Raw genomic sequence first — 13,445 nt, forward strand, 5'->3', positions numbered from 1 at the left:
GACAGTAATGTGCAGGTGATTGATTTTTTTATATATCTAATTAATATTTAGTTCCAAGGGTTAAATGTAATTATCAATATAATCAATCACTTACTTTCTTTAATCTATCTAAATTATTCCCCGGTATAACCGCTCTAGAGCATTTCGTCTCATATACATTGAATCAATTTACTATACTGGTGTATAGTATATTTTTAGATTTAATGTGGTCGACATTATGCCTAAACAATTAGAGGACAAAAAAAAGATTCTCACACGTGTAAGACGTATCCAAGGTCAAGTTCAAAGTGTAGAACGTGCTTTGGAAAATGACACAGAATGTGCTGATATTTTGCAGCAAATCTGTGCTGTTCGTGGTGCATTAAATGGTTTGATGACTGAACTTCTCGAAATTCACCTTAAAGATACTCTGGTTGTTGGCGAATCTTCGGAGTTACAACGCAGTCAAGAGCTCATTCAAGTCAGTAAAATTCTTAAATCTTATTTAAAGTAAAATTCAGGAGTGTCATTGTGATTAAATCTCGTGCAGCTGTTGCTTTTGCCGCAGGCGAACCATTACAAATCGTAGAGCTTGATGTTGAACCACCTAAAGCAGGTGAAGTCCTGATTAAAATTTCCCATACGGGGGTCTGCCATACAGATGCCTTCACCTTATCAGGTGATGATCCGGAAGGTGTTTTTCCGGCAGTGCTGGGGCATGAAGGTGCTGGAGTTGTGGTTCAGGTCGGTGAGGGGGTGACCAGTGTTGGAGTCGGCGACCATGTGATTCCGCTGTATACCGCCGAGTGTAAAGAATGCTTATTCTGTAAATCGGGTAAAACCAATTTATGCGTAGCAGTACGTGCCACCCAAGGTAAAGGTGTGATGCCAGATGGTACCACGCGTTTCTCTTATAATGGACAACCGATTTATCACTATATGGGTTGTTCAACATTTAGTGAATATACCGTGGTTGCAGAAGTGTCTCTGGCAAAAATCAATCCGGAAGCCAACCATGAGCAAGTGTGCTTATTGGGTTGTGGTGTGACCACTGGTATTGGCGCAGTACATAATACGGCGAAAGTCCAAGAGGGCGACAGTGTTGCTGTGTTTGGTTTAGGTGGTATCGGCCTTGCTGTGGTACAAGGTGCACGTCAAGCCAAAGCTGGCCGCATTATTGTAATTGATACCAATCCTGATAAGTTTGAATTGGCAAAACAGTTTGGTGCAACCGATTTCCTTAATCCAAAAGATTATGAACAGCCTATTCAACAAGTGATTGTTGAAATGACCGGTTGGGGTGTGGATCATTCTTTTGAATGTATCGGCAACACCAATGTCATGCGTTCTGCACTGGAATGCGCACATCGCGGTTGGGGACAATCCGTGATTATCGGGGTTGCAGGTGCAGGTCAGGAAATCTCAACCCGTCCATTCCAATTAGTGACAGGCCGTAAATGGATGGGAACCGCTTTTGGTGGTGTAAAAGGCCGTAGCCAATTACCAAAAATGGTGGAAGATGCAATGAAGGGTGAGATTGAGCTGGCACCATTCGTAACGCATACCATGCCGTTAGACGATATTAATGAAGCCTTTGACTTAATGCATGAAGGTAAGTCAATTCGCACGGTAATTCATTTCTAATTTTAAATGACGGGATTTGATGATGTGAAATGCATCATCAAATCTTAGGTGGATCATGATGTCAAAACCACGTTTAAAATTGCATGTCCGGATTTTTTCAGAAGAACAGATTGCTTTTGGCCCCGGTAAAGCGGAGCTACTTGAAGCGATCCAGCGTACAGGCTCAATTTCCCAGGCGGCAAAATCTATGCAGATGAGTTATCGCCGTGCATGGCAATTGGTGGACACCATGAATCAATGCTTTCATTCTCATCTGGTCGATACCCAAACAGGCGGAACGCATGGTGGTGGTGCAGTGGTGACTGAATTAGGGCAAGAGATACTTAAAAAATTTAGAACCATGGAGCAGCAAGCGATTCAGGCTGTCGCAACTGAGTTTGAAGATTTAGCTCACTATCTAAAAGTAAATAAATAATTATATAAACATAAAAATTAACACCCCTTATTCCACAATTTCCTTAATTTTTGCTTTCTCTCTAATCATCTGCTGGTTTATAGCGCACATTGATTTGCACAACATATTTTTTAGCACCACAACGAAACCCTAGATGTTCACTCATGTTTATATAAGATATTAAGTACTTAATTTATATATAAAAATAAAATTGGCACAGTTTCTGCATTTATCTATTCAAACTTGTATACAAGATAGGATTCATAAAATGCATCAACTAAAAACTTTGGGCTGGACAATTTCTGAATGGCAAGCCGCGTATTTAAACAAAGAAATTCAGCTGGATATTTTAAAAGAACTGGTTGCAGCAATTGATCCTCATGATGTTGCCTGGATTTCTGTTGTCAGCCCAGAACTATTGGAACAACAGATTCAGTCATTAACGCAACGGGCTCAAGATGCTGACCATTTGCATAAACAATTTCCGTTATACGGGGTTCCGTTTGCCGTCAAAGACAATATTGATGTGGCCGGATTTGTTACTACAGCAGCATGTAAGGCATTGAATACTGTTGCAACACAAGATGCCGAGACGGTTCGTTTACTGAAACAGGCCGGTGCCATTGTCATTGGGAAAACTAACCTTGACCAATTTGCCACAGGTCTGGTTGGCACACGTTCACCATTTGGGGCGGTGCCAAATAGTTTTAAACCTGAATATGTCAGTGGTGGTTCAAGCTCGGGGTCTGCCAGTGTCGTGGCAAGAGGTTGGGTACCATTTTCTTTAGGAACCGACACTGCGGGATCTGGGCGCGTGCCAGCAGCCTTCAATAATATTGTCGGTTTAAAACCAACCAAAGGTCGTTTTTCCAATCGGGGTTTATTACCTGCGGTAAAAAGCATTGATTGTATTTCTATTTTTGCATTAACGGTTTCTGATGCAGAATTGGTTGCGAATCAGGCCGAAGCCTATGACGCTTTCGATAGCTATTCACGTGAGCACCCGAAAAATGTACCTGCACGTTTTTCCAGCAAATTGAAATTTGCCATTCCGAATAAATTGAACTTCTTTGGTGACGAGCTGTCAGAGAAAGCCTTTCAACACACCATCCAGTTACTGGAAAGTTTAAATGCAGAAATCACACCGATTGATTTTTCTGCTTTTGAGCAACTTGCAGCACAACTTTATCAAGGCCCCTGGGTGGCAGAGCGTACCGCTGCGGCTGCCAGTCTACTCAAAACCAATGCGGCTGATTTTGACCCGACCGTTTTAGAAATCATTCAACAAGGTGAAAAAAATTCTGCAGTGGATGCCTACAATGCTGAATATTTAAAGCAGGACTTAAGCCGAAAAATTCAAATGAGCTTGGCTGAGTTTGATGCCTTGATCGTGCCAACGTCACCGACGATTTATCGCATTGAACAAATGCAGCAGCACCCGATTGAATATAACGCGCATTTCGGGACTTATACCAATTTCACCAACCTCGCTGATTTAAGTGCCTTGGCATTACCTGCGGGCTTTAGAGCAGACAATTTACCCTTTGGTATCACCTTGATTGCACCGGCTTGGCATGACGCAGCGCTGGTGCACTTCGGCAAAGCCTGGCAGAACTATCTGGCACTGAAACTCGGTGCTTTAGATAAGCCTTTATCTACAAATACCCCAACTTTACTTTCTCCTCACCATATTCGGGTCGCAGTTGTAGGGGCTCATCTAACCGGGATGCCATTGAATTTCCAACTCACCACGCGTGGTGCAGTGCATGTCGAAACCACCAAGACGTCTCAAGATTATGCACTGTATGCATTGAATGGCACAGTTCCACCAAAACCGGGTTTGGCTCGTCAGCAAGATGGGCAAAGCATCATTGTCGAGCTTTGGGATGTACCTACAGCACGCTTCGGTGAGTTTGTGGCAGAAATTCCAACCCCATTGGGCATGGGTAATGTCGAACTAGAGGATGGTCGTTGGGTTAAAGGCTTTATTTGTGAACCCTATGGCTTAGGCGATGCCGAGAATATCAGCCATTTTGGCGGCTGGAGAGCATATATCCAGCATCGGAACAGTCAAGCAGATCAGCAACTCGCCAATACCGCCAATTAATTTTTAGGGGAAATCATCATGTTTAAGACTGTACTTATTGCAAACCGTGGTGAAATTGCTGTTCGGGCAATTCGAACACTGAAAAAATTAGGCATCACCAGTGTGGCGGTTTATTCAGACAGCGATCGTTATGCGCAACATGTGCAGGATGCCGATATTGCCATTGCGCTGGAAGGTTTAAAACCTGCCGATACCTATTTAAGTATCGAAAAATTGATTCAAGCTGCTCAACAAACAGGGGCAGAAGCGATTTTTCCGGGTTATGGTTTTTTATCCGAAAGTGCCGAGTTTGCCCGTGCGTGTGAAGAAAACAACATTGCCTTTATGGGCCCAACCGCAGAACAGATTCTGGAGTTTGGCCTAAAACATCGCGCACGTGAATTGGCCGCGGCGGCGAATGTTCCAATGACACCGGGCACAGGACTGCTTGATAGCCTTGAAGAAGCATTGTCAGCTGCTGAACGGATTGGCTATCCAATCATGCTCAAAAGCACTGCAGGTGGTGGCGGGATCGGTTTAACCCGTTGTGACTCCCCGCAGGCATTAACTGAAGCGTATGAAAGTGTAAAACGCCTGGGTGAGCAGTTCTTTAAAGATGCAGGTGTGTTTATTGAATGCTTTATTGATCAGGCACGTCATGTCGAAGTACAGATTTTTGGCGATGGCAAAGGTCAAGTAGTCGCATTTGGTGAGCGTGATTGCTCATTGCAACGTCGTAACCAGAAAGTGGTTGAGGAAACCCCAGCAGCGAACTTGCCTGAAGCAACACGTAAAAAACTACATCAAGCTGCAGTTGAACTGGGTCGTTCCGTCAATTATCGCAGTGCAGGAACGGTTGAGTTTATTTATGATGCCAAGCGGGATGAATTTTATTTCCTTGAGGTAAATACCCGTTTACAGGTCGAGCATCCGGTAACGGAAATGGTGACAGGTCTCGACTTAATCGAGTGTATGCTTAAAGTGGCAGCAGGTGATGCCTTGGATTGGGACTATCTCAGCAATATCCAACCGCAAGGTGCTGCGATTGAAGTTCGTGTCTATGCTGAAGATCCTGTTAAAAATTTCCAGCCAAGCCCGGGTGTGCTTACCGAAGTATCATTCCCAGAAGGCATTCGTGTGGATACTTGGGTGAAAACAGGGACTGAAATTTCCCAGTATTTCGATCCAATGATTGCCAAGATTATTGTGCATGCTGAAAATCGTGCTACTGCAATCGAAAAATTAAAAACAGTTCTGGCTGAAACCCGTTTAAATGGTATCAGCACCAATCTGGATTATGCACGCGCGATTGTCTCAGACCAACGTTTTGAATCCATGCAAATCTGGACACGCATGCTGGATGATTTTGATTATTCACCAAAAGTCATTGAAGTGATTCAAGCAGGTACATTGAGTTCAATTCAAGATTATCCGGGACGAACAGGCTATTGGGATATTGGTGTGCCGCCATCAGGTCCTATGGATGATTATGCATTCCAACTTGCCAACCGTATTGTCGGCAATGATGCTAAAGCAGCAGGTTTTGAATTTACCTTGGTGGGGCCAAGCTTGAAGTTCCATGCCGATACCACCATTGCATTAACAGGTGCAAGTTGTACAGCTGTACTGGATGATCAACATATTACCTTTTGGCAACCGATTAAAGTCAAAGCAGGCCAGACCTTAAAAATAGGACAGGTGGCATCAGGTTGCCGTACATACTTGGCGGTACGTGATGGCCTGGATGTCCCCCTATATTTGGGTAGCCGTTCAACCTTCGCATTGGGCAATTTCGGTGGTCATGCAGGACGTACTTTACGTGTTGGCGACATGATCAAAATGGTTGATGCACAACTGGCCAGTGTGGAATTACCGCTTGCGATTGATGAGCCTCAAGCCTTATCCAAAGACCTCATTCCTGAATATAGCAATGAATGGGAAATTGCAGTGCTGTATGGACCACACGGCGCGCCTGATTTCTTTAAACCTGAATATGTAGAAGAATTTTTTGCCTCTGAATGGACTGTTCACTTTAATTCAAATCGTTTAGGCGTCAGACTTTCAGGTCCGACACCGAGCTGGGCAAGAGAAAATGGCGGTGAAGCAGGTCTACATCCATCCAACGTGCATGATTGTGAATATGCAATTGGTGCGATCAACTTTACCGGCGATTTCCCTGTGATTTTGGCAAAAGATGGTCCTAGCCTTGGCGGTTTCGTGTGTCCAGTGACCATTGCCAAAGCAGAACTGTGGAAAGTAGGCCAGTTGAAAGCTGATGATAAAATCCGTTTTTATCCAATTACAGTCGAGCAGGCCAACGAGCTAGAACGTAAGCAAATTGACAATATCCAGAACTTTGCCGCCGCTGCCAAAGTCGTTGAAACCATTGAGCCAGCTCAAGATGTCTTTACCACCATTCTGGCACAACGTGAACAAACAGAATTATCGCCAAAAACGGTTTATCGCCAAGCAGGAGATAGCTATATCTTGCTCGAATACGGTGAAAACGTTTTAGATTTGGCGTTACGTTTACGTGTACACCAATTGATTCAAATGATTCGCGCTGCCAATCTTGCTGGAGTTTTAGAACTGTCACCCGGTGTACGTTCACTACAGATTAAATATGATGGTCTGGTGATTACTCAAGCCGAGCTGATTCAACAATTGCTTAAACTTGAAGAGCAAATGGGGGATTTAAGCCAGCTTAAGATTCCATCGCGTATTGTGCATTTACCAATGGCATTTGAAGACAGTGCAACTTTAGGTGCAGTGGAACGCTATCAGGAAAGTGTCTGCGCCAAAGCGCCGTGGTTGCCGAATAATGTTGATTTTATCCAACGTATTAATGGTCTAGCACATCGTGATGAAGTCAAAGATATCATTTTTGATGCTAACTATCTGGTCTTGGGTTTAGGGGATGTTTATCTGACAGCACCTTGTGCTGTGCCAATCGATCCCCGTCATCGTTTGCTCAGCTCCAAGTACAACCCTGCACGGACCTTTACCGCAGAAGATACCGTAGGGATTGGTGGGATGTACATGTGTATTTATGGCATGGACTCACCGGGCGGTTATCAGTTGATTGGGCGAACGCTGCCGATCTGGAACAAGTTTAAAAAGAATAAGCAATTTGGTGATAAACAATGGTTCTTGCAGTTCTTTGACCAGATTAAATATTTCCCTGTCACTGAAGCGGAACTCAATCAATGGCGTGCAGATTTTGAAAATGGCCGTGCCCAAATCCAGATTGAGGAAACCGAGTTCGACTATGCTGACTATGTACGGTTCCTGGAGAATGAAGCAGAAAGCATTGCCGCGTTTAAAGAAAAACAGCAACAGGCTTTTAGTACTGAAGTCAGCCGCTGGAAAGAAGAGTTTGCTGCACAACCTGAACAGCAGGTAGAACAAGCCAGTCAGGCCGACTACAGCCATCTTTCTGCTTTAAATGCATCAATGACCGGCAATATCTGGAAAATTTTTGTTGAACATGGCCAAGAGATCAAAAAAGGAGAGACTATTGCTATTATTGAAGCCATGAAAATGGAACTGCCGGTTTATGCGGAAGAAGATGGCATCGTCAAAGCCATTATCTGTAGGGCCGGACAAACCGTACACAGTGGTGAACCATTGGTATATATGGAATAAGGTTGAATGAAAGAAACAAAAATAACAACAAAAAGCTCAGACAATTTGTCTGAGCTGGTTTACCAACGCATCAAGAATGACATCTTTGATTTCAAGTTGATGCCAGGTGAACGCTTCACTGAGTCTGAAGTTGCTAAGGCCTATGAGGTGAGTCGTACCCCCATCCGACAAGCCTTATATCGCCTGCAGCAAGAAGGCTATGTCGATGTGAGCTTTCGGAGCGGTTGGCAGATTCGACCGCTCAATTTTCGTTATTATGAAGAATTGTATGATGTGCGGATTGTTTTGGAAAAGGATTCAATTCGAAAACTCTGTCAGATGGATCACCATCATTCAGTTGAGTTGTCGGTATTAAAAGCACTGTGGTTGATACAACCTTCCGAGTATTTAAAGGACATTAAACAGTTGTCTCAGCAGGATGAAGATTTTCATTGTGCCTTGGTCCGTGCTTCGGGAAACAATGAAATGGCAAGGATTCATCGTGATTTGAGTGAACGGATTCGGATTATCCGCCGTCTGGATTTTTCTAAGGATTATCGGGTTGAAGCGACTTATCAGGAGCATCAAAAAATATTAGGTTTTATTTTTGAGAGACAAACAGAGCAAGCGATCAGCGCGATTGAAGCGCATATCATGCAAAGTCGTGATGAAGTGAAAAAAATTACTCTACAGATGTTGGATTCGAGTCAGTTTTATTAGGTTTATATTGTTTTTTATATGTACTGGGGTATCCGTATTTATATGATGAAGCTAAACTAAATTATCGAATAACATATCAAATTTTTTCATTATGATGGCAATAAAGATAGGAAGGCACAAGCACTTAGGGAGCTGACATGGAAGAATTATCAAAAGAAAATTTAGAACACATATTAGAGCTTTGCTCAAAAACTTCTCAAGGACCATGGGTCTCCTATGTAGAGGGCAGAGATCATGAGTCTGGATCTAATTTTATTATGACGGGTAGTGATGATATTGAATTAAAAGGAGCAACTATTGCCGATCAGGATTTTATTGCAAATGCAAAACAAGATATCCCAAAGTTAATTTCAGAAATTTTTAGACTTAGAACACTTTTAGAAATGGATAGAAATAATAATTTGTGATGGTGAAATTGGTAATTTTTTAAAAGCCAATAACGCATAAAATTAAGTAATTAATCAATTGTTTAAAAGGGGTTTTTGTGGATAACTGGAAATATGCTTTGATAGCATCCATAGTTACAATACTAGGTATGGCTCTAGTAGCATTACTTTCAAAATTTAAATTATGGAAAGTTTCTCTAAGTATTTTTTTTCTTTCAAGTATAGGGTTTTGTATTATTGGAGTATTAGGAAGACGATCAAATAATCGTGGGTTTGATGGCCCCTGGGGAACACATGGTGTATTGATGGAGTTTTTTAACCTAGAAACAATTATAATAAGTTTTGGAGTAGGATTGTTTGTAACATTACTATTCTTTTTTTCTATAATCTTTTCTGACAATAAAAGATAATGATTTGGATAAGTCATAGACATTAGTTCACAATAATTTGACCCTGATTGCAGGAGTTCACAAAACTCTCTTTTCCATGCCTAATTCTGCATAAAACTAACAGTTTTTATCTGTTTGCTATTTAATAATAAAAATCACATTTCCAATCATCAGATGACACATGATGAATGACCAAACACTGATCAACTCATTTCTAAAACTGGTGCAGAAAGAAGGCTTTTTTGCCACAGCCATTGACGGCATTGTGCTGATGCGCGTAGACCACAATACGCCACCGATCGCGGTATTGCAGGAACCAACCCTAGTATTTGTTTTACAAGGCCAAAAGCGCGGTTATATCGGTACTGAAACCTATTCCTTTCAACAAGGTCAATGTCTGATTGTCTCGGTGTCAATGCCTTTCGATTGTGACACTATTGCCAGTGCAGCAGCCCCGATGATTGCGATTAGCATGAAACTGGAAGCAGACACTGTGAATGAGCTACTTGCAAAAACCTATTTCGAGAATTACCAGTTTAAGCCACTCACCACAGGAATGAGTGTGATCGAATATGATCAGGCCATTTCGAGTGTGCTGAATCGTTTATTACAGACATTGACCTCGGAACAGGATGTGCTGGTTTTAGGCGAGCAGATTAAACGAGAATTGCTTTATCGAGTGATACAACATGCAGGTGCAGATGCCTTAAAAGGTTTGGTGGCACAAGGCAATCTCAGACCCATTTATAAAATTTGCGAATATATCCAGCACCATTTTACAGAAAAGCTCACTGTAGACATGCTGGCAGAGCAAGCCAATATGAGCACTTCTGCATTTCATAAAGCCTTCAAACAGGTGACACAACATTCGCCGTTGCAATATTTAAAAGTCGTCCGTTTGCATAAGGCAAAACAATTGTTGCAAAACGCAGACCAAAGTGTGGCTCAGGCAGCTTATGCTGTTGGTTATCAGAGCTCTTCTCAATTTAGCCGAGAATTTAAAAAGCAGTTTGGTTTTCCGCCCAAACATGCTGAATCGAATACTGAAACGGAGTCATGATCAGATGAATCAAAATAGCGTAGAACAAATGAAATATATCGAAATTACTCAAGCAGGCGGCCCTGAAGTGTTACAGCTTGCCGAGGGAGCACGCCCAGAAATTACAGCAGATGAAATCCTGATTGAAGTCTACGCAACTGGAATTAACCGACCGGATATTTTACAGCGCCAAGGTTTATATCCGATGCCCAAAGGTGTTACGCCTATTCCCGGACTGGAAGTATCAGGAGTGGTCGCACAGGTAGGTGCTCAAGTCACTCAGTTTAAAGTAGGTGATAAAGTCTGTGCACTCACCAACGGCGGTGGCTATGCTGAATATTGTGCCGTACCCGCAAATCAAAGCTTGAAGATTCCAAAAAATCTCAATTTTGTTGAGGCCGCTGCAATTCCCGAAACTTATTTCACCGTCTGGGCGAATCTGTTCCAGATTGGTCAATTAAAGACAGATGAAACCGTGCTGATTCATGGCGGTGCCAGTGGGATTGGTTCAACCGCAATCAGCTTGTGTCATGCCATGGGTATTAAAAACTTTTCCACGGTGGGGAGTGATGACAAAGTTGAAAAGTTATCCTCTGTGTCTCAGGTCATTAACTACAAAACGCAGGATTTTGAAAAAGAAGTTTTGGCGCTGACTGATGGGCAGGGCGTAGATGTGATTCTGGATATTATCGGTGCGTCTTACTTCAACCAAAACCTGAGATTGTTAAAGCGTGATGGTCGACTGGTGATTATTGGCTTTATGGGCGGCCGTAAAGTTGACGGCTTTGATATACAGGAATTAATGCTGAAACGTGCAGTGGTCACTGGCTCAACCATGCGTGCCAGAACCAATCAAGAAAAGGCTAAAATTACTCAGGATCTTGAACAGTTTGTCTGGCCTTTGATTGAAGCAGGGCAATGTAAGCCAATCATCTATAAAATTTTCGCTTTTGAAGATGTCGCGCAGGCACATCAGTGTTTAGAAAGCAGTCAGCATACTGGCAAGGTGGTACTCGAAATTAAGTCTTAATTTGCCTGATTATATTCATTCCATGCCTGTTCGTACTCAACACTTGAGTATGGCAGGTTACTGCAGCAGTATGAATATCAATAAAACGATGCAATGAGGAAACTTGAAATGACAACAAATACCGATGATCGTAACCCAACACCAGATCGTGCAGAAGATAACGCATTCTTTCCATCGCCGTATTCATTGAGTCAGTATACTTCTACTAAAACGGATTATGATGGTACAACCTATTCACAGCCGTATCAGGGCGATAAAAAGATTTTGATGATCGCGACAGACGAACGTTATATCTTGATGCAAAATGAAAAATTCTTTTCTACCGGCAATCACCCAGTGGAAATGCTATTGCCTATGTTCCATCTGGATAATGCAGGTTTTGCCTTTGACGTGGCGACACTGTCAGGCAATCCGGTTAAGCTGGAAATGTGGGCGATGCCCAACGAAGAACAAGTGGTACTAGACACCTATAAAAAATATGAGAAACAGCTCAAGGCACCCTTAAAACTTGCTGATGTACTCGAGCAAGCCTTAAGCGCTGATTCACCTTATGCAGGTATTTTCATCCCAGGTGGACATGGTGTATTGGCGAAGATTCCACAAAGCACCGAAGTCAAAGCATTATTAAAGTGGGCCGTTGCCAACGATAAATATGTAATTACGCTATGTCATGGACCAGCAGCCTTACTTGCCGCAGCGGTTGATGAAAATCCACAAGACTATATTTTCAAAGACTATCAGCTTTGTGTTTTCCCTGATTCCCTAGATAAAGGCGCGAATATTGATATCGGTTATATGCCAGGGCAACTGCCGTGGCTGGTCGGTGAAAATCTGGAAAAACTTGGCGTTAAAATCTTAAACACAGGAATTACAGGTCAGGTGCACCAGGACCGAAAATTACTGACGGGCGATAGTCCGCTGGCTTCAAACAACTTAGGCAAATTGGCAGCAACGACTTTATTGGCTGATCTAGAGCTACGTTGATTGCGTGAGATAAACATAAAAGCCTGACATCTAATGTTGGGCTTTTTTAACTTTTAAATCTACATAGCTGTATCAATTGTCAATTTACTGACAATCTCTATTATGACTTAAGGTTAAAGTCACTCACATGGATGTGAACTGAACAGGATGTTAAATGAAAATATGTATTTATGGTGCGGGTAATATTGGTTGTTATCTGGCTGGTCGACTGGTCGCTGCAGGAGGCAATGTCCAGTTGATTGTCCGCCCCAAAATTCGCCAGCAATTACAACAATATGGCCTGACCGTTTCGGATTATCTTGGGTATCAACACACCATTGCAGCAGAACAGTTGCAAATGAGTGATGATCCACAGCTTGCAGCGCAAGCAGATATTATTTTTGTCTGTGTTAAATCGGCTGCCACTGAGCAAGTTGCGCATGAATTACGTACCGTTTTAGCAAATAAGACCTTGATGATCAGTTTTCAAAACGGCTTGGCGAATGCGGATATCTTAAAAAAAATCCTGCCAGATCAGACCGTTCTGGCTGGCATGATTCCTTTTAATGTCGCGGCTTTGGGAAATGGTAGGTTTCATCAAGGTACAGAAGGGACTCTATATACCCAGCAGCACGAGCCAATGCATGAATTGATAAGTGCATTTAAAACCACTGGATTGGAACTCAAACTTGCATCTGATATGCAGGCAGTACAATGGGCCAAGTTAATTCTTAATCTGAATAATTAAGTGAATGCCTTGTCACAACTTCCTTTAAAGCAACAGCTTTCTATTCGAGGATATCGTCAATGTCTGGCAATGGCACAGCTGGAAACGTTAAAACTGCTTAAAATTGCAGGGATCAAACCTGCCCAACTGACGGCCTTGCCAGCCCAGATTATTCCTAGGGTATTAAGCCTGCCAGATTTTATATTTAATGTGGTGAGTAAGAAAATGTTAGCCATTGATCCACTGGCACGTTCATCGATGGCCGATGATCTCATGGCAGGGCGAAGCACTGAAATTGACTGGATTAATGGGGAGGTTGTTCGTTTAGCACAACAACTCAATTTGAAAGCGCCAGTCAATACCAAATTGATTCAATTGATTAAACAGGCTGAAACATCGCCCAAGGCGTGGTCAGGACAAGCGCTTCGACGACAGCTAGAAATGGCATAATAAAAATAGCGTAT

Annotated in this window: 11 protein-coding genes and 1 pseudogene; all 12 read left to right on the forward strand. The window is 42.6% G+C overall.

The window, feature by feature from the left end; genetic code table 11:
* The first annotated feature begins 217 nt into the window (after positions 1–217).
* The 12 genes and pseudogenes from ACNQO6_RS07130 (at position 218) to ACNQO6_RS07185 (ending at position 13,431) form a co-directional block, all read left to right on the forward strand.
* Positions 218–493, forward strand: coding sequence for a metal/formaldehyde-sensitive transcriptional repressor (locus ACNQO6_RS07130; protein ID WP_004653592.1), 276 nt, complete (start codon positions 218–220; stop codon positions 491–493).
* A 20-nt stretch (positions 494–513) separates the two neighbouring features.
* The gene (locus ACNQO6_RS07135) at positions 514–1,623 is read left to right on the forward strand and encodes an S-(hydroxymethyl)glutathione dehydrogenase/class III alcohol dehydrogenase (RefSeq protein ID WP_440208721.1); all 1,110 of its coding nucleotides are present in this window, start codon (positions 514–516) and stop codon (positions 1,621–1,623) included.
* Between the two features lie 58 nt (positions 1,624–1,681).
* A complete protein-coding gene (locus tag ACNQO6_RS07140; RefSeq protein WP_440208722.1) occupies positions 1,682–2,038 on the forward strand; it encodes a winged helix-turn-helix domain-containing protein in 357 nt (118 codons plus the stop codon).
* Positions 2,039–2,285: 247 nt separating this feature from the next.
* A complete protein-coding gene (gene atzF, locus ACNQO6_RS07145; protein ID WP_440208490.1) occupies positions 2,286–4,124 on the forward strand; it encodes an allophanate hydrolase in 1,839 nt (612 codons plus the stop codon).
* 18 nt (positions 4,125–4,142) lie between these two features.
* The gene (gene uca / locus ACNQO6_RS07150) at positions 4,143–7,748 is read left to right on the forward strand and encodes an urea carboxylase (protein ID WP_440208491.1); all 3,606 of its coding nucleotides are present in this window, start codon (positions 4,143–4,145) and stop codon (positions 7,746–7,748) included.
* Between the two features lie 6 nt (positions 7,749–7,754).
* The gene (locus tag ACNQO6_RS07155; RefSeq protein WP_343578304.1) at positions 7,755–8,447 is read left to right on the forward strand and encodes a GntR family transcriptional regulator; all 693 of its coding nucleotides are present in this window, start codon (positions 7,755–7,757) and stop codon (positions 8,445–8,447) included.
* 137 nt (positions 8,448–8,584) lie between these two features.
* Positions 8,585–8,854, forward strand: a complete 270-nt coding sequence (locus tag ACNQO6_RS07160; RefSeq protein WP_440208492.1) for a hypothetical protein — start codon at positions 8,585–8,587, stop codon at positions 8,852–8,854.
* A gap of 77 nt (positions 8,855–8,931) precedes the next feature.
* Positions 8,932–9,243: a hypothetical protein gene (locus tag ACNQO6_RS07165; RefSeq protein ID WP_440208493.1), complete on the forward strand. Its 312-nt coding sequence runs from the start codon at positions 8,932–8,934 to the stop codon at positions 9,241–9,243.
* A 160-nt stretch (positions 9,244–9,403) separates the two neighbouring features.
* Positions 9,404–10,282, forward strand: a complete 879-nt coding sequence (locus ACNQO6_RS07170) for an AraC family transcriptional regulator (RefSeq protein WP_343578309.1) — start codon at positions 9,404–9,406, stop codon at positions 10,280–10,282.
* Between the two features lie 4 nt (positions 10,283–10,286).
* Positions 10,287–11,291 (forward strand): NAD(P)H-quinone oxidoreductase, encoded by a 1,005-nt coding sequence (locus tag ACNQO6_RS07175; RefSeq protein ID WP_440208494.1) that lies wholly within the window; start codon positions 10,287–10,289, stop codon positions 11,289–11,291.
* A 108-nt stretch (positions 11,292–11,399) separates the two neighbouring features.
* The gene (hchA, locus tag ACNQO6_RS07180) at positions 11,400–12,275 is read left to right on the forward strand and encodes a glyoxalase III HchA (RefSeq protein WP_440208495.1); all 876 of its coding nucleotides are present in this window, start codon (positions 11,400–11,402) and stop codon (positions 12,273–12,275) included.
* Between the two features lie 154 nt (positions 12,276–12,429).
* Positions 12,430–13,431: pseudogene (locus ACNQO6_RS07185) on the forward strand (2-dehydropantoate 2-reductase).
* Positions 13,432–13,445: the final 14 nt, after the last annotated feature.

It is taken from the genome of Acinetobacter calcoaceticus (assembly GCF_051947995.1).
Classification (GTDB): domain Bacteria; phylum Pseudomonadota; class Gammaproteobacteria; order Pseudomonadales; family Moraxellaceae; genus Acinetobacter.